The sequence below is a fragment of the Micromonospora sp. NPDC003241 genome (assembly GCF_053589795.1).
Map to the genome: position 1 here is coordinate 35367 of NZ_JBSFSO010000025.1, position 16669 is coordinate 52035.

15 protein-coding genes are annotated in these 16669 nt (G+C 73.5%); 1 reads left to right on the forward strand and 14 read right to left on the reverse strand.

What is annotated here, in order from left to right; genetic code table 11:
• The first annotated feature begins 33 nt into the window (after positions 1-33).
• Positions 34-957, forward strand: coding sequence for an arginase family protein (locus ACWDVW_RS19985; RefSeq protein ID WP_449950977.1), 924 nt, complete (start codon positions 34-36; stop codon positions 955-957).
• Here the strand turns inward: ACWDVW_RS19985 and ACWDVW_RS19990 are convergent.
• The 14 genes from ACWDVW_RS19990 to ACWDVW_RS20055 form a co-directional block, all read right to left on the reverse strand.
• Positions 936-2786: a BTAD domain-containing putative transcriptional regulator gene (locus tag ACWDVW_RS19990; RefSeq protein ID WP_449950980.1), complete on the reverse strand. Its 1851-nt coding sequence runs from the start codon at positions 2784-2786 to the stop codon at positions 936-938. The genes ACWDVW_RS19985 and ACWDVW_RS19990 overlap by 22 nt on opposite strands.
• Before the next feature lie 101 nt (positions 2787-2887).
• The gene (locus ACWDVW_RS19995; RefSeq protein WP_449950983.1) at positions 2888-3844 is read right to left on the reverse strand and encodes a Gfo/Idh/MocA family protein; all 957 of its coding nucleotides are present in this window, start codon (positions 3842-3844) and stop codon (positions 2888-2890) included.
• On the reverse strand, positions 3828-4703 hold the full coding sequence (locus ACWDVW_RS20000) for an inositol monophosphatase family protein (protein WP_449950986.1): 876 nt from the start codon (positions 4701-4703) through the stop codon (positions 3828-3830). Before ACWDVW_RS20000 ends, ACWDVW_RS19995 begins: the two co-directional genes overlap by 17 nt.
• Before the next feature lie 67 nt (positions 4704-4770).
• Positions 4771-5304, reverse strand: coding sequence for a flavin reductase family protein (locus tag ACWDVW_RS20005; RefSeq protein WP_449950989.1), 534 nt, complete (start codon positions 5302-5304; stop codon positions 4771-4773).
• Entirely contained in the window at positions 5304-6812 is a 1509-nt protein-coding gene (locus ACWDVW_RS20010; protein WP_449950992.1) for an amino acid adenylation domain-containing protein, read from the reverse strand. Before ACWDVW_RS20010 ends, ACWDVW_RS20005 begins: the two co-directional genes overlap by 1 nt.
• Entirely contained in the window at positions 6809-7474 is a 666-nt protein-coding gene (locus ACWDVW_RS20015; RefSeq protein ID WP_449950994.1) for a 4'-phosphopantetheinyl transferase family protein, read from the reverse strand. Before ACWDVW_RS20015 ends, ACWDVW_RS20010 begins: the two co-directional genes overlap by 4 nt.
• Positions 7471-8583 (reverse strand): acyl-CoA dehydrogenase family protein, encoded by a 1113-nt coding sequence (locus tag ACWDVW_RS20020; RefSeq protein WP_449950997.1) that lies wholly within the window; start codon positions 8581-8583, stop codon positions 7471-7473. The genes ACWDVW_RS20015 and ACWDVW_RS20020 overlap by 4 nt, the downstream gene beginning before the upstream one ends.
• Positions 8576-9727 carry an acyl-CoA dehydrogenase family protein gene (locus ACWDVW_RS20025; protein ID WP_449950999.1) on the reverse strand — a complete coding sequence of 384 codons (1152 nt, stop codon included), beginning with the start codon at positions 9725-9727 and terminating at the stop codon, positions 8576-8578. Before ACWDVW_RS20025 ends, ACWDVW_RS20020 begins: the two co-directional genes overlap by 8 nt.
• Entirely contained in the window at positions 9724-9978 is a 255-nt protein-coding gene (locus ACWDVW_RS20030; protein WP_396698161.1) for a phosphopantetheine-binding protein, read from the reverse strand. The genes ACWDVW_RS20025 and ACWDVW_RS20030 overlap by 4 nt, the downstream gene beginning before the upstream one ends.
• A gap of 5 nt (positions 9979-9983) precedes the next feature.
• Entirely contained in the window at positions 9984-11258 is a 1275-nt protein-coding gene (locus ACWDVW_RS20035; protein ID WP_449951003.1) for a type III PLP-dependent enzyme, read from the reverse strand.
• A complete protein-coding gene (locus ACWDVW_RS20040) occupies positions 11242-12750 on the reverse strand; it encodes a class I adenylate-forming enzyme family protein (RefSeq protein WP_449951006.1) in 1509 nt (502 codons plus the stop codon). Before ACWDVW_RS20040 ends, ACWDVW_RS20035 begins: the two co-directional genes overlap by 17 nt.
• Positions 12750-13997 carry an acyl carrier protein gene (locus tag ACWDVW_RS20045; RefSeq protein WP_449951008.1) on the reverse strand — a complete coding sequence of 416 codons (1248 nt, stop codon included), beginning with the start codon at positions 13995-13997 and terminating at the stop codon, positions 12750-12752. The genes ACWDVW_RS20040 and ACWDVW_RS20045 overlap by 1 nt, the downstream gene beginning before the upstream one ends.
• Positions 13998-14066: 69 nt before the next feature.
• The gene (locus ACWDVW_RS20050) at positions 14067-15287 is read right to left on the reverse strand and encodes an inositol-3-phosphate synthase (RefSeq protein ID WP_449951011.1); all 1221 of its coding nucleotides are present in this window, start codon (positions 15285-15287) and stop codon (positions 14067-14069) included.
• Positions 15288-15344: 57 nt separating this feature from the next.
• Positions 15345-16619 (reverse strand): DegT/DnrJ/EryC1/StrS family aminotransferase, encoded by a 1275-nt coding sequence (locus ACWDVW_RS20055; RefSeq protein WP_449951013.1) that lies wholly within the window; start codon positions 16617-16619, stop codon positions 15345-15347.
• Between the last annotated feature and the right edge of the window lie 50 nt (positions 16620-16669).

A 16669-nucleotide genomic window follows, 5' to 3' on the forward strand; every position in this document is an offset into this window, starting at 1 on the left:
GCGTGGACGTGCCGACGGGGCGATGATGAGGTCATGACCACGACGTGGGACGTCATCGGTGCACCGTCGAGCGCGGGGGCACACACCCCCGGAGTGGAGCAGGCGCCGGCCGCGCTACGCGACGCGGGTCTGGTCCGGCTGCTGCGACGTACCGCCGAGGTCGACGACCTCGGTGACGTGCCGCCGTCGCGCTGGCGACCAGACCCGGCACGTCGCACCGGCCAGAACGCGACCGAGGTGGCGCGGGTCGCGACGGACGTGGCGCAGCAGGTCGAGACCTCGGTACGCCGGTCCCGACTGCCGCTGGTCCTCGGCGGTGACTGCACGGTGACGCTGGGGCTGGTGGCCGGTCACGCCCGAGCGGGACGACCGGTGGCGCTGGTCTACGTGGACGGCGGACCGGACCTGTACACGCCGCTGACCAGGGCGAACGGGAATCTGGACGCGATGGGGCTGGCGCACCTGCTCGGGCTGCCCGGCATCCGGCCCGAGGTCGCCGCCGTCGGCGGTGCCGTGCCGCTGCTGACTCCCGACCGGGTGGTCGTGTACGGCGACTCGCTGCCCCCCGGCGACCACGAGTACGACCTGGTGGCCGAGCTGGGCATCACGTACGTGCCGGCGGACGAGGTGCACGCCGATCCGGTCGCGGCGGCACGGCGAGCGTGCACCGCCGCCGAGGCCGCCGCCGAGGCGTTCGTGGTGCACTTCGACGTCGACGTGCTCGACTTCGTCGAGACCCCACTGGCCGACGTGCCCGAACCGACCGGGCTCACGCTGGCCGAGGCGTCGACCACCCTTGCCACGCTGGTGCGCAGCCCGCGCTTCGCCGGGCTGACGGTCACCGAGATCAACCCGGATCACCTGCCGGAGGACGAGGTGTTGACCCGGTTCGTCGAGGTGCTGACCGATGCGCTGGGCACCGGGCGGGCGAGTGGTCAGGAGGCCGGGGAGAGCTGAGCGCGCGGGGTGGCGCACTCCCGGGCGAAGATGCGCAGCAGGACGGGCAGGTGGAAACACTGCCCGGTGCCGTCCGAGTCGACCGGCACCAGCAGGTTGTGCGCGACGAGGTCCTCCACCACCCGGTTGGCCTGCGGTCCGGGCAGGTGCAGGATGTCGCCGGCACTGGACTGCGTGATCAGCAGGTCGCTGATGGCCAGTGCGTTGAGCGCGGCCCGCGCCTGGGGGGTGAGCGCCTGGTAGCTGCCGGAGAGGCTGTGCCGGACCGAGATGTCGCCGACGGCGAGTTCCTCCAGCCGGTTCTCCTCCTGTTCCAACTGCTCGGCGAAGCTGGGCAGGGCGATGCCGGGCTGGGCGGCGATCCGGCTGCCCACGATCCGCAGTGCCAACGGCAACTGGTCGCAGGCCGCCGCGATCCGGCCGAACACCTCCGGCTGCTCGCGTACCCGGTGCTCACCGGCGATGGTCGCCAGCAGCCGTACCGCGTCGCCCCGGCTCAGTGACCCGAGGTTCAGTCGCCACCCCACGTCGAGGTCGAGCAGGCGGTGCCGACTGGTGATCAACACCAGACTCCGGCCGGCGCCCGGGAGCAGGGGCCGGACCTGCTGGGCGCAGTCGACGTCGTCGATGATCAGGAGTAGGCGCCGATCGGCGAGCGTGCACCGCAGCACCGCGGCGCGCTCGCGGACGTCCTCGGGTACGTCGGTCAGGGCGACGCCGAGTTCGACGAGCAGTTCCCGCATCAGGTCGGCGGTGCTCCGGGGCGTACCGGCGGCATGGTCGAAGCTGACGAAGAGTTGTCCGTCGGGGAAGAGGTCGGCCAGTTCGTAGCCACTGGCCACGGCGAAGCTGGACTTGCCGACGCCCGGCGCACCGGTGACCAGCACGACGCCCGCGTGCTCGTCGGTGCCGACGGTGTCCGCGATGGCGCGCAACTGGCGTGCCGCAGCGGCCCGGCCGACCAGCCGGGGCGGCTTCATCGGCAGGGCCCGTCGACCGGACGGCGGCTCGGGGACGGCCGGCGGTGGGGGTGTTCCGCCCCCGACCAGCGCCGGCCAGCCACCGGGCGGCCGGACGTCGGTCGAGTCGGCGTCGAGCGCGACCTGTAGGGCACCCTGGAGGGGCGGCCCCGGATCGACCCCCAGTTCGTCGACGATCACCCGTCGCGCCTCCTGATAGGTGGCGAGCGCCTCGGCGACGCGGCCTTCGAGCGTGAGCGCGACGACCAACTGGGCCTGTCGGGGCTCGTCGAGCGGCTCCTCGGCCACCATCTGCCGCAACTGCGGGATGACCGCTGCGGGCTGCCCGAGTCGGAGCCGTACGTCGATCAGCGCGGTCACCGCCCCCCGGCGTTGTTCCTGGAGTGCCATGGCGAACGCGGCGACGTCGGTGCCGAGGTCCGGCAGATCCTCCAGCGGTCGCCCGTGCCACTGGTCGAGGGCTCTGCCGAGCAGGTCGACGGCGCTGTCCAGGCGGTCCTCCCGGGCCGCCCGGTGTCCCTGGTCGACGAATCGCTGAAAGCGCAGCAGGTCGAGTTCGTCCTCCTCGACCTGCAGGTGGTAGCCGGTGCCGTCGCGGACCAGCCGGTCGGCCGAGTCCCCGACCCGGTGCAGGAGCTGCCGCAGCCGGTGCACGTACGTGCGGACGTTGTGCAGCGCCGATGCGGGCGGGGACGTCGGCCAGATACCGTCGATGAGGCGACCGGTGGCCACCATCCGGCCGGGGTTCATCAGCAGGATGGAGAGCAGGGAGCGGGGTTTTGCTCCGTTGATCGAAAGCGGACCAGCCTCGGTAGCCAATGTCAATGGTCCGAGCACATTGAATTGCATAAATTCTCTCCCCCTGCAGGATATCGCCGATGAGCGATTTCTCTATTTCGCAATCCCCGCCGGGAGGGAGTAGTAACACGGCCACCAGATGATGAAAACAGTCACCGATCGGGCTTTGTCACACCGCAAACGGACGCCGCCGCGCTGGCCTGGTACGCAGCGTCGAGCACCGCCGCCGCGTCCGCCGTCCCCGCCCCGGTGGAGCGCCCGGCACGCACCAGGTCCACGAAGTCCTCCGCCTGGCGGGCCAGCGCGGCGTACATCGTGGCGTCCCCGTCGGCCGGGTCGAGGAAGGTCAGGCGTACGTGGTCACGGGTGCCGAAGACCTCCACGCTCGCCATGTCGCCGCCCCGGTGATGCCGCCCCAACGACACGAGCGCGGTGGCACCGTCGGAGAGGCCCAGCAGCGCCTGGGCGCTGTCCACGTCGCTCCCGCGTACCGCCGGGTCGGTGACCGGCCCGGCGGCCTGCCCGCAGACCCGGACCACCCGCTGCCCGGTCAACCACTGGATCTGGTCGAACTCGTGCACCCCCATGTCGACGAAGATGCCGCCGCTGCCGGTGCGGAAGGCCGACCCCGGCGGTTCACCGTCCCACTGCAACGCCGCTACGAAGAGGATCTCGCCCAGCTCACCTGCGGCGATCCGGTCCCGCAACTCGCGCAGCGCGGGCACGAAACGGCGCCAGTAGGCCACCTGGAACGGGATACCGGCAGCGGTCGCCACCCGGCCCGCCTCCCGCGCGTCGTCGGCGGTCAGTCCGGCTGGCTTCTCGCACAGCACCGGCAGGCCGGCCTTGGCGGCGGTGGCGATCAGCGCGCCGTGCCGGCCGGTCGGCGCCGTCACCAGCAGACCGTCGGGCGTGGTCTCGGCGAGCAGATCCTCGACCGAGGCGTACGCCGGCAGCCCGGCGTCGGCGACCGCCGCCCGGGCCGCCGGCACCGGATCGACCACCGCGGTGACCGCCACCGTCGGGTTGCCGGTCAGCGCGCGCAGGTGGTGCCGGCCCATCCGGCCGGCACCCACCAACGCGAGTCGGAACTCAGGACTGCTGGTCATCTCGCCACTCCTCCTCGTCGGGACGGTCGTCTCCGGTCGGGCCGAGCCACTCCGCAAGCGCCGCCACCACCGCCGGTGCACCGGTGGCGAAGACGCGGCGACCGGCCCGGCGCCAGCGCCGAGTCGTGCCGCCGGTCGCCTCGATCAGGGCGGTGCCGGCGGCGATGTCCCACGGCGCGGGGTCGAAACTGACGAAGGCGTCCAGCTCGCCGGTCGCCACGGCGGCCAGGTCGCAGACGGTCGAGCCCGAGTTGCGCAGGTCGGCGATGTGGGGCGCGACCAGACTCAGCAACCGGTACGCCTGACGGCGCGGACCGGGCGTGTTGGGCACCGCGAACGCGACGAGCGCGTGCCCCGGTGCCGCCGTCCGGTCCACCGTCACCGGGGCGTCCTGCTGGTCGCGCACCTCGTTGCCACCGAGTATCAGGCAGGCACCGGTGGCCGGTTGGAGGATCGTCGCGGCGACCACCCGGCCGTCGGCACCCGTACCGCGCCCGTCGGCCCCGCCGGTGTCGCCCCGGTCCGCCGCGACGGCGATGCTCACGGCGTAGCGGCTCAGGCCGTGACTGAAGTTCAGCGTGCCGTCGAGCGGGTCGACGATCCAGCGCAGACCCGAGCAGCCCGTGGTCAGCCCGGACTCTTCGGCCAGCACCGCGTCCTGCGGCCGGGAGCGGGCGATCAGGCCCAGGATGGCCCGCTCACTGGCGTGGTCCGCGGTGGTGACCGGGTTCTGGGCCGCGCCACCCTTGTAGGAGAGCCGCACCCCCCGCTCGCACACCTCGCGGATCGCGTCCGCACCCGCCCGCGCCGCACGGACGCTGAGATTCCGCAGATCGGTAGGAGCCGCCCCCACGCTCATGCCGTCCCTCCGCTGCGCTGCGGGCCGGCATTTTCACTGGGCCTGATGATTCGCTCGCTGCGCTCGCTCATGCCGTCCCTCCGCTTCGCACTGCGTCGGCTACGCGGGCGTAGTGGCCGTCCACGAAGAGCAGCGGCGGCTTCGGGCGCAGCAGGCCCGACGACTGGACGATGCCCATCAGCACCATGTGGTCACCGGCCGGGTCGGTGCGGACCGCCTCGCAGCCGAAGTACGCGACCCCGTCGGTGAGCAGCGGGCAGCCGGTGGTCCGTTCCGGGTCGTGCGGGATGTCCGCGAAACCCTCGGTCCCCGCCGGTCGGCCGTGCGAGGCGAACCAGGCCGCCTCGGCCCGCTGGTCGTCGGCGAGCACCGTGATCGCGAACCGGCCGGTCCGGCGCACCGCGTGCAGCAGCCGGCAGTCGTGCTTGAGGCAGATCAACAGCATCCGGGGGTCCAGCGACACGGTGGTGAACGAGTTGACGGTCATGCCGACCGGCCCGTCCGAACCTCGTGCGGTGGCCACCGCCACACCCGTGGCGAAGCGGCCGGCGACCGACCGGAAACCCCGGTCGGTGTCGACCCGACGCGACACGTCGGTCATCACAACGCTCCTCTCGTCTCGCCGGCACCCGTGTCGACCAGGGCGGCTATCCGGCGTCGGTCGGTCTTGCCGTTGGCGTTCGTGGGCAGCGCGGGCACGTGGTGGACGCGGCTCGGCACCATGTATCCGGGCAGCCGGTCGGCGCAGCTCCGCCGCAGCTCCTCGCCGATCCCCTCGGTGCCGGTGTAGACCGCTTCGAGGCAGGTGCGCTCGCCCGCGCCGAGCGCCAGCACCACCGCGTCCTGCACCCCCGGGTGGCCGCGCAGGGCCATCTCGATCTCGCCCAGCTCGATCCGGTAGCCGTGCATCTTCACCTGGTCGTCCAGGCGTCCGTGGTGGACCAGTACGCCGTCCTCGCGGCGGACCCGGTCACCGGTGCGGTAGTACCGCCGCCCGTCGTGCGCCACGAAACGGTCGGTGTCGTCGGCCGCGTCGACGTACCCGGTGAAGCACTGCGGTCCCCGTACGCAGAGCTCGCCGTCGTCGTCGACGATCTCGCCCGTCTCGGACCGCAGGATCGCGTCCAGGTGCGGGTACACCTCGCCGATCGGGACGGTCCCGTTCGAGGTGACCGGCCAGTCGGCGACGTCGGCCGGCAGCCGGTGACCGGTGCAGGTCACGGTCAGTTCGGTGGGGCCGTACAGGTTCTCCAGCACGCTGTTCGGGGCCGCCTCGGCCCAGGCCCGCGCCTGGTCCAGGGTCAACGGTTCACCGGCGAACAGGCTGTACCGCAGGCCCGGCATGGCACCCGGCGACAGCATCCGCATCCGGCGGGCCAGCGACACGACCGACGGCACCGAGAACCAGCCGGTGATGCCCCGGTCGTTGACGAAGCGCACCGGGGTCAGCACCTCGTCGGGCTGCGGCACGACGAGCGTCGCCCCGCTGCCCCAGGTGACGAACATGTCGAAGACCGACGGGTCGAAGGTCAGGTCGAAGTTCTGCGACAGCCGGTCGCCGGGCCCGATCGGATAGCGGTCGAGGCAGTACGCGAGGTAGGCGTCGACGTTGCGGTGCCGGATCGGCACACCCTTCGGCCGCCCGGTCGAGCCCGAGGTGAACAGCGTGTAGGCCACGTCGTCGGGTGCGACCTCGGTCGGCGGCACCGGTGCCGCGTCCCGGGAGTCGTCGAGGCGTACCGGCTTGGCACCGGTCCGGGCCGACAGGTCGGCGGCGACGGCGGCACCCGTCTCGTCCACCACCACGACCTCGACCCCGCCGCCCCGGCACACCTGCACGTTGCGGGAGATCGGAAAGGTGGGGTTGAGCGGCACCACGACCGCCCCGACACGCACCGCGGCCAGATAGCCGACGTACGCGGGCAGGCTGCGGGCGGCCAGCAGACCGACGGCGGCGGGCGGGCGGCCGGTCGGGTGGCAGAGCTGCCCGGCCAGGTGCGCGACGAGTTCGTCCATCCGCCGGTACGTCACCGCCTCCGCGCCCACCTCCAACGCGATCTCCTCCGGCGACCGCGCGACGCTGCGCTGGAACCACTGGTACAGACTCACGGCGTTGCTCCCTTCCTGTCGTCGATCGGTTCCCAGGCGCAGCTCCACGGCGTACCGCCGGTCGGCGGCAGGGTCCGCCAGCGCAGGTGCCGCCACCACCCGTGCTCCTGGTCGGGGCCGACCGGGATCCGCCACGGCCGGATGCCCAGCCCGCGCCCGGTGGCCTTGGCGCAGGACTCCTGCACGGTCCAGATCCGGGCCACCGCCGCGTCGCGGGCGGGCCGGTCGTGTCGCAGCAGCGCGACGGCGCCCTGCGGACAGCAGCGCCGCACCAGGGCGTCACCCACCGGGTACGGCTCCTGCACGTCCACGCCGACCGCGCCGCCCCGGGTGTGCACCGCCGCCGCGACCACGCCACCGGAGTGCGCCAGGCTGACTTCGAGGTCGGGGCGGTCCGGCAGGTACGGCTGGCCGCCCGCGCGGCTGCCCACCGCAAGGTGCCCGGTCCCGTCCGGCGCCACCGCGCCGACCAGCGTGGTCAGCAGTCGCCGCGCGCCGACCCGTTCGGTCACCCGCCACCGGGGCAGCCCCCGGCCGACGTCACCGGCCGCCTGCTCCGGCGTCTCCAGGGCACCGATCGGCGCGTAGGCGGCGAAGACCCCGTCGGGCAGCGCGACCGCCACCGCGCCCGGCATCCCGGGCAGCCCGTACCCGCTGCTCATGGCCCGCTCCCGAGCAGGTCGTCCGCGTGGTCGGCGAGTCCGGCCAGCATCGTCCCGGTGGCACCCCCGGCGATGCCGAACATGGCCGCCTCGGTACGCAGTGCCGCCTCGCCGCCGTCGCGGAACGCGTCCGCGCCACGCAGGTGCACCGCCTCGGCCGCGATCGTCTCGACCGTCTCGGCGGCGGCCACCTTGAGCACCATGCCCGTGACGGTCGAGGGTGGACCGGGCGGGCCGTCCAGCAGGGGCGCACACAGCGCGTCCAGTTGACACAGGGCGACCAGGCAGCGGGCGTACCGCTCGCGGACCGCCGGGTGGTCCCAGAGCGTGCCGTCGGCGGCCGGTCGGGCCCGCAGCCACTCCCCGAGCCCGGTCAACAGTCGACGGCAGATCGCCCGGGACCAGAGGGCACCCGCCAGCCGCTCGACGCCGACCTGCCGGGCGAACCCGGCCAGCGCCCGACCGGGCCGACCGACCAGCGCGCTCGGTGACGGTGCCACGCCGTCGAACCGGAGATGTCCCACTCCGGACCCGGCGAAGGCGCGCCCGGCGGGCTCGACCGTCACCCCCGGCGTCGATATCGGCACCAGCAGCCAGCAGAAGCTGGTGAAGTGTCGGGGCTCGCGGTGCCGGGCGAGCACCAGCGCGGCGTCGCAGGTGGTCGCGTTGGTGATCCACTCCTTGCCGCCGTCCAGGGTCACGGCGTCGTCGCCGAGCTTGGCCCGGGTGGTGGCGTCGAGCAGGTCCGAGCCGGAGGCACCGGCGTCGGTGACGGCCAGCGCCACCACGGTCTCACCGCGCACCATGCCGGCCACCGTCTCGGCGACCGGTCCGGTGGCCGCTCCGGTGGCCGCCTCGGAGAGCAGCGGCAGCACGGTGGCCACCTGGACGCAGACCGAGAGGGTCACGCCGAGCGGACAGCGGGCGTCCAGCTCGGTCAGCAGCGCCGCCAGCCGGCGCGGGTCCGGTTGGGTGTCGCCGTCGGGACAGAGGGCGGCGACGACACCGCCGGCGCCCAGTGCCCGCCACAGGGCCCGTGCGTCGGCGGTGTCCACCCCCGCCAGCGCCGTACCCAGCGCGGCGGTGAAGTCGGCGGTCGACTCAGGCAAGACGCACCCCCGGGTCACGCAGCGCCAGCGCCCCGTTGGCCAGCCGCAGCCGGTCGTTGCCGTAGTTCAGCGACGCCGACCGCAGGTCGCGGAAGGCACGCTCCACCGCCAGCGGTGAGCCGGTGAGGTAGCCGTGCCGCAGCCCGACCAGTTCGACCAGCTCGTGCACGGCGGCGAAGGACTCGTCGGCGGCCCGGATCTTGAGCGTGTTGAGCAGCGACTGCACCGGCGCGGCGGACATGTCGGGTGCCGAGTCGACGACCGACACGGTGTGCCGCAGCAGGGCGTTCGTGGCGTCGAGCCGGGTCCGTATCCCGGCCAGGCGCAGCAGCACCAGCTCCGACGAGGGGGCGAACTGCCGCCGTCCCGCCTCGCTGCGCGCGTGCCGGAGCACCCGTGAGTATGCGCCGGCTGCCGTCCCGAGCCAGGCAGCGGCCCAGCCGACGTGGGCCAGCGGCGCGAACACCCGGGTCGCGATGTCGCGGAACCCGCCGTGCTCGCCGACCACCTGCCACTGCGGCACCGCGCCGCGCAGCCGCATCGGCACGCTGTGCGTGGCCCGCATGCCCAACGGCTGCCAGCCGCCGGTCACCTCGATCTCCACCTGGTCGCGGGCGGCATAGACCAGGTCGACCTGCGTGGCCGACTCGGCCTGCGGTGCCAGCGTGGTGATCAGGAACGCGTCGGCGTACGGGCCGCCGGTGACGATCGGGGCCTGCCGGTCGACGCGCAGCATCTCCCCGTCCTGCTCCAGCCCCGACTCGGAGGTGAGCAGGTGCCCGCCCTTGCCCGGCTCGGTGGTGACCGAGCCGAGGTACACCTCGCCCCGCGCCACCGCCGGCAGCACCTCGGCGCGCAGCTTCTCCCCGGCGTACGCGGCGAGCGCCGCCACCTGCTGACAGTGCATCGTGAAGACCATCGCCACCGACATGTCCACCCGACCCAACGCCTCGGTGACGTCGACCATGTCGGTGAGCGTGCCGCCGGGACCACCCTCGGCGGTCGGCACCAGCAGCCCCAGCAGCCGGGTACGACGCATCGCGTCCAGCGCCTCGGTGGGAAACGTGGCCGTGGTGTCGGTGGCCTCGGCGTGCGCGGCGGCGACCTCCGCCACCGTGGTCAGCGCCTCGGCGTACCCGGTCATCGGGCACCACCACCGACCGGCGTCCGCAGCTCCTCGACCACGTGCCACAGCCCGCCCGCCGTGGCGAACGTCGAGTCGACCAGCTTGTCGTCGGGAACGGCGACGCCGAAGGTGTCCTCGATGGCGAAGAGCAGCTCGATCTCCCGCATCGAGTCCAGGCCCAGGTCACGCAGGCGGGACTCTTCGGTGATCTCCTTGTCGCCGGCGAACTTGAGGAACGGCCGGAGCATCTCGGTGAATTCGGCGTTCATGACGGTCACCTTTCGTCTCGTGGATCGGTCGGGTCGGTCGGGTCGTCCGGTGCGGTGCCCGGCGTCCGGGTCAGCGTCAGCCGGGACGTCTCGACGACCTGCTCGCCGTCGCAGACGACCTCCAGCGGCGCCGGGTGGCCGAGGAAGGCCAGCAGGCTCGCGGAGAGCCCGTACGCGCCGACGTTCGGCACGCTGAGCACGTCACCGGGGCGTACGTCGGGCAGCGTCGCGGCGCGGGCCCAGGTGTCCAGCGGAGTGCAGAGCGGACCGGCCACGATGGCCCCGGTCAGCGCCGGCTCGTCGGCCGGGTCGGTGGACCCGTCCGCGTGCAGGGCCGGAACCAACGGCGGCAGCCGACGCAGGCCGGACATCCCGCCGAGGTGGTTGATGCCGGACTCCAGCACCACCACGGGTGTGCCGTGCGAGTGCTTGACGTCCAGCACCCGGGTCAGCAGGGTCCCGGCGGTGGCGGTGAGGAAACGACCGGACTCGAACGCGATCACCGGGTCGCCGTCCGGCCAGCCCGGGAAGAGGTCGTCCAGGGCGGTACGGACCTGCGCGTCGAGCCCGGTCAGGTCGGCGTTGTGCCCGGCGCGGGCGAACGGCGCGCCGAAGCCACCACCCAGGTTGAGCAGCGTCAGCTCGATGCCGAGCAGGTCGCGCAGCCGGTGCGCGGTGGCGGCGGCGGAGGCGAACTGGGTCACCAGCGCGTCCACCGACTCGACGTTGCTGCCGGTGTAGAGGTGGAACCCGGAGACGACCGCCGCCGACCGGGACCGGAACGCCTCCGGCTGGCGCTCGATCCAGTCCACGTCGGCACCGAACTGCGAGGCGACGCCGGTCATGGTCAACCCCTGGCCGGGGTTCGGCACCCGGTCGTTGACCCGCAGCAGGCAGTGCAGCGTGGTGCCGAACCCACCGGCGATCCGGTCGGCCTGGTCGAGAGCGCCCGGCGAGTCGACCGAGAACCACCGCACACCCGCCTCGACCGCCTCGATCACCTCGGCGTCGCGCTTGCCGGGGCCGGTGTAGAGCATCCGGTCGCCGGGCACGCCGGCCGCCAGCGCCGTGGCCAGTTCACCGGGGGAGCAGATCTCGGCACCGCATCCGGCCTGGTGCAGTGCCGCCACGATCGCCGGGTGCGGGTTGGCCTTGAGCGAGTAGTAGAGGCGGCTGGGCGTGGGCAGGGCCGCGCGCAACGCGGCGTGGTTGGCGCGTACGCCGGCCAGGTCGTAACGGTAGGCCGGGGTCTCGAAGGGCAGGTCAGCCACGACGCTCACCCGCCAACCGGGCCAGCGCGCGGCGGTCGACCTTGCCGTTGCCGTTGAGCGGCAGGCTCGGCAGGACCACGCACCGCGCGGGCACCTTCATCTCCTCCAGCTGGCCGCGCAGCCGGTGCAGGATGTCGTCGGCCGCCAGCTCGGCGACCACGAAGAGGGTGGCGCCGTCGCGGCCGTCGGCGGGCGGCAGCACCCCGGCCACCTCCACGCCGTCCACCCGGTACGCGGCGGCCTCCACCTCGGTCGCGCTGACCCGGGTCCCCTTCTCCTTGTAGACGTCGTCGCGCCGACCGGCGTAGTGCACGTAGCCGTCGGCGTCCACGTGGCCGTAGTCGCCGGTGTGCAGTTGCGGGAACAGTCCGTCGCGGCGGACGAAGCGTTCGGCGGTCAGCTCGGGGCGTCGCCAGTAGCCGGCCATCACGTGCGGGCCGCGCACCACCAGCTCACCCGGGGTGCCGGGAGACTGCCGCCGGCCGGTGGAGTCCACCGTGAAGATCTCGGTGCCGGGCAGCGCCCGGCCGGACGCGCCCGGCCGCCGCAGGTCCTCGTCCGGCGGCATGATGGCGGCACGCTTGCACTCGGTGAGTCCGAACATGAGTTGCACCTTCAGGTCGGGTAGCGCCTCGCGCAGACCGGCGAGCACCTCGGGCGGCATGGTCGCCCCGGTGTTGGTGATCAGGCGTAGCCGTGGGCGTACCGCACCGGGACGGCGCAGCAGTCGCAGCAGGTTGATGGCGAGCGACGGCACGCAGGGCAGCACGGTGGCCCCGGACTCGCGCAGCGCGACCAGGAGGCGTCCCCCGGTCTGCCCGGCGTCGCCCAGGTGCAGCCGACATCCGGCGACCGTGCTCAGGAAGATCTGGTACAGGCCGTAGTCGAACGAGGTGGGCAGCACGTCGTGCACCACGTCGTCCGGGCGGTACGACAGTTCCGACTGGATCGCGCGTACCGCGAAGGTGACCTGGGCGTGGGTGGAGACCACCGCCTTCGGCATGCCGGTGCTGCCGGAGGTGTAGATCAGGCAGACCGGATCGACCGCCAGCGGCGGCGTGCCCTCCGCCGCGCCGGTCAGGGCCAGCGGTGAGGTGCCCTCCGCCGCGCAGGTCAGGGCGGCCGAGTCGCGGACGGCGACGTTCCGGGTCCGCGCCAGCTCGCGCAGCAGCGGATCGTCGGTGACGACGAGCACCGGCTCGGCGTCGTCCAGCACGTGGGCGAGGGCGACCTCGGGAGCGGGCACCCGGATCACCGCGAAGACCGCGCCGATCCGGGACACCGCGTAGAGCAGGGCGGGCAGGGTGGCGTCGGCGGTCACCGCGACCACCACCCGGTCACCGCGCCGCACGCCCTGCCGGTGCAGCCAGTCGGCGAGCCGGCGGCTGCGCGCGTCCACCTCCCGATGGCAAAGGCGGACCGTACCGTCGCTGACCGCGTCCGCGTCCGGCCACCGCGACGCGGCCCGGTCGAGCAGGCCGTGCAGCAGGTCGGTGCTCATCAGGCACCTCCGGTACGGCTGGCGTCGGCGAACATCGCGCACAGCGAGCCGACGTCCCGCAGGTCGGCGGCGGAGAGCGCGGTGGCCGGGACCTCGACGCCCAGCCGCCGCTCGACCCGGTCGATGACGTCGACCAGCCGGAACGAGTCGAAGCCCGGCAGATCCCGCAGCACGTCCGTGGGGCGCAGGCGGTCCTCGTCCAGGTGCAGCGTGTCCCGCAGCGCACCGAGCACCGCCGCCTGCACCGGGCCGTCACCGGTACGCGAGCCGTCACCGGCACGCGATGCGTCGCCGCCCGTCGTCGGCGCGGCGCCGATCGCCTCCACCGCCGAGAGGTACTCGTCGACCAGCGCGCCCAGCGCGCCGGCCAGCTCGGGGGAGGCGGGGCGTCCCGCCTGGGCGCGACGCAGCGCCACGTAACTGCGGGCGGAGAGCTGCTGCCATCGCTGCGCCTGCCCGGCCAGCGCGGCGGCGGCGTCCGGGCGGACCGACTCCAGCCAGTGCTCGTGCAACTGGCGGGCCCGTCCCAGCAGCCACACGTCGAGGACGAACCGGTGCAGGCCGTCCACGGTGGTCAGGCTCTCGGTCAGCGAGGTGAGATGTCCGGCCACCGCCGGACGGGACTGCCGGGCCCGCTCCGCGTTGCCGGCCAGCATCTCCGGCACGTCGAGGACCGGTGCCGGACCGGCCGTGATGGCCAGCGTGTGGGCACCGCCCGCCAGCGCCGTGTCGAACTCGTCCACCGGCAACCGCCACACCCCCGGGCGCGCCGGCCCCCAGGCGGTGTCGTTGTGGTACGCGTCCACCACGGTCACCGCACCCGAGCCCGCGTCGGTGGCGAGGAAGCTGTGCCGCATGTGCTCGTGCCCCTGGTACGGGCACCAGGGCAGGTCGTAGGCGTCGGCGATGACGTACAGCGGCTGGCCGGTGGCGAACAGCCGGCGTACGCGTGGCCCGTCCAGTTGCGTCCACCGGCCCTCGACCCGCAGGCCGAGCAGGCCCACCGCCTCGGCGGCGCGGTCGTCCGGCGTGGCCTCGACGGTGGGCAGCCCGGCACGTTCCCGGGTGCGGAACTCGACGCGTGCGCCGAGGGCGAGATGGCTGCCGGTGCCGTGCGCGTGGTCGGCCAGCAGCGCGAAGCTCGTCTGGAGGCAGTCCAGCGCGGAGGCGCGCAGGGCGGTCAGGATCGGCGTCCACACCGGATCACCGGTCCGCCGGTCCGGCCGGCTCTGGGTGTGTGGGGGCATGGGAGGCTCCTCGTGGCTACGGCGGGCGGAACCGCCGGCGCGGTCGCCCGCGCCGGCGGCGCGGACGGCTCAGCTCTCGGCCTCGCGGTCGAGGCCGTTGGCCCACTCGGTGAGTGCCCGGGCCTGGTCGGCGAGGGCGTGCTCGTCGGAGCCGATCGGGTCCTTGAAGAAGAAGCCGAGCTCCTCGACCGGGCCGACGTGACCGGCCCGGTGCGCGGCGGCGGTCAGCCGGGCCAGGTCCAGCACCAGCGGCGCGGCCAGCGTCGAGTCGACGCCGCTCCAGGTGAGCTGCATGGACATCCGGACGCCGAGGAAGCCCTCGAAGGAGACGTGGTCCCAGGCGGTCTTGTGGTCGCCGAGGTCCGGCACGTTGTCGATGTGCAGCGGTGCGGTCACGTCCTCGCCGAGCAGCGCCGGCAGCACACCCGACTTGGAGCTCAGCTTGCTCTTGGCGTTCGCCGGGTCCTCCAGCGTCGCCCCGTCGCCGCCGCCGAGCAGGTTGACCCCGGCCCAGGAGAGCACGTGCAGCGCGCGGCAGGTGAACATCGGTGCGAGGGCGGTCCGCAGCAGCGTCTCACCGGTCTTGCCGTCCGAGCCGGCGAAGGGCACCTGCTGGCGGCGGGCCAGCAGCTCCAGGGCCGGCAACCGCGCCCCGGTCGACGGGGTGAAGTCGACGAACCCGCATCCGGCCTGGAAGGCCGCGTACGCGACGACCGAGCTGGGCGGCAGCACCCGGGCGTCCGGGTCGGTCAGCGCGCGGGTCAGCGCCTCCAGGTCGTCGTGTTCGGGCCGGAAGTCGACGGGCGGTTCGGTCGACGACACGTTGACCACCACCACCCGGGCCAGCCCGTGCCGGCTGCGGAACTCCTCGATGTCGGCGGCCAGCCGGTCGATCGCCTCGGCCTGGCTGCCGGTGTGGGACTGCGCGTCGTAGCCGGTGCGCAGCTCGCCCTCGACCTCGGGCAGGCTGCCCCGTACGGCGGCCAGGACCGGGGCCGGGATCACTCCGGAGTCGACGAGCGCCTCCGCCTTCTTCTCCAGTGGTGTGTCCACCACGTCGTGCCCACCGACGACCATGTCGGTCCAGCTCGCCAGCGGCGCGTCGCGCAGCATCTCGGTGTCGGTGACGCAGCCGGTGGACCGGGTCATCCCGGCCCGCAGCGCCATCAGTCCGGTGATCGCGGTGGTGGCGACCGAGCCTCGGGCGCCGTTGAGCCACAGGCCGATCGGCCCGTCGGAGGTCTGCGACGAGGACGTGCTCTGCGGGGTCTCGCTGTGCGTGATGGTCACGGAAGGGTCCCTTCTCTGGGCGCGCCGGGTCGGTGGCGCGCGGATCGGTGGCGCGTTTCAGCGGGCCAGCACTTTGCCGAGGGCACCGGCGATGTCGTGCATGTCGCGTTCGTCGCCGAGGAACGTGCTGTGGTGGGTCTGCACGGTGTGCGCGGCGAGCCATTCGGTCTTGGGGTACGCACGGTCGCGGTGGATCTCGGTGAACCGCTCGGCCAGCGGCGCGAGCAGCGGCTTGGTCCAGGGCTGGAGCAGCGGGCTGCGGTGCAGCGGCTCGTCGGTGACATAGAAACGCTTGCCCAGCTCGGCGGTGAGCGCGCTGGCCAGGTCGGCGTTGCTCATCCCGGCGGGCAGCTCGTCGAGGACGATGGTGCCCTCATAGATGGAGATCCGGGTCTGCGCCGGTGCGGGTTGCAGCAGGCGTACCCCGTCCAGGTCGGCCACCAGCTCGGTGAGCAGGGCGTAGTTGCGGTTCCGGACGGTGTGCTGCTCGTCCAGGAGGCCGAGTTGGGCACAGGCCACGGCGGCGGAGAACTCGCTCAGGCAGAAGTTCGCGCCCTGGATCCCGGCGCTCTCCTCCAGGTCCAGCTCGCCCGGGGCGGGGCGTCCGTCGCGGTAGCGGCGGGAGTCGGCCCGCAGCTCCTGGAGCACCGGTGCCAGCGAGTCGTCGTCGGTGACCACGGCACCGCCTTCGCCGCAGGTGAGGACCTTGCCGTGCTGGAAGCTGAAGCACCCGATCCGGCCCAGGGAGCCGGCCTGGCGGCCCTGCCAGGTGGCGCCGTGCGCCTGGGCGCAGTCCTCCACGATCGAGATGTTCCGGGGCGTGGTGACCGCGTCCAGCGCCGGGATGTCGGCCATGTTGGAGGCCCAGTGCACGGCCACCACGGCGCGCGGGTCCACCGACAGGTCGAGGTCGTCCGGCCCGATGCAGCCGGTGTCGGCGTCCACGTCGACAAGCACCGGCACCAGACCGGCACGCAGCGCGGCGGTGGCCGAGGCGGTCCAGGTCAGGGCCGGGACGAGCACGGTGTCACCGAAGTCGAGGCCGAGGGATTCGAGGGCCACCACCAGGGCGCTCGACCCGTGGTCCACGGGTACGCAGTGGCGGGTGCCGACGTAGCGGGCGAAGTCGGCGGCGAACCGGCGCTCGAAGAGCGGGGTGTCGCCGCACGTCGGGCTGCTGATCGCCCACCGGCCACCGTGCAACACGGCGGCGAGGTTTCGCTCGGCGTCCGGGGCGGGGACCGGCCATCGGGGCCACGGCCGGTCCGGCGGCCGGAACGGTCGGCCGCCGTCGACGGCGAGCCGTCGGTCGGTACGGATGGAGGTCGTCATGCCGTCGACACTGCTGCCGCTCGATACATCCTCCGTACACATCGGATACC

Coding starts and splice junctions, on each gene's coding strand:
- ACWDVW_RS20015 (WP_449950994.1), bottom strand. CDS start 7,474: ATGAGCAGCGGGTACGGGCTGCCCGGGATGCCGGGCGCGGTGGCGGTC.
- ACWDVW_RS19985 (WP_449950977.1), top strand. CDS start 34: ATGACCACGACGTGGGACGTCATCGGTGCACCGTCGAGCGCGGGGGCA.
- ACWDVW_RS19995 (WP_449950983.1), bottom strand. CDS start 3,844: ATGACCAGCAGTCCTGAGTTCCGACTCGCGTTGGTGGGTGCCGGCCGG.
- ACWDVW_RS20040 (WP_449951006.1), bottom strand. CDS start 12,750: ATGAGCACCGACCTGCTGCACGGCCTGCTCGACCGGGCCGCGTCGCGG.
- ACWDVW_RS20030 (WP_396698161.1), bottom strand. CDS start 9,978: ATGAACGCCGAATTCACCGAGATGCTCCGGCCGTTCCTCAAGTTCGCC.
- ACWDVW_RS20025 (WP_449950999.1), bottom strand. CDS start 9,727: ATGACCGGGTACGCCGAGGCGCTGACCACGGTGGCGGAGGTCGCCGCC.
- ACWDVW_RS19990 (WP_449950980.1), bottom strand. CDS start 2,786: ATGCAATTCAATGTGCTCGGACCATTGACATTGGCTACCGAGGCTGGT.
- ACWDVW_RS20000 (WP_449950986.1), bottom strand. CDS start 4,703: ATGAGCGTGGGGGCGGCTCCTACCGATCTGCGGAATCTCAGCGTCCGT.
- ACWDVW_RS20045 (WP_449951008.1), bottom strand. CDS start 13,997: ATGCCCCCACACACCCAGAGCCGGCCGGACCGGCGGACCGGTGATCCG.
- ACWDVW_RS20005 (WP_449950989.1), bottom strand. CDS start 5,304: ATGACCGACGTGTCGCGTCGGGTCGACACCGACCGGGGTTTCCGGTCG.
- ACWDVW_RS20055 (WP_449951013.1), bottom strand. CDS start 16,619: ATGACGACCTCCATCCGTACCGACCGACGGCTCGCCGTCGACGGCGGC.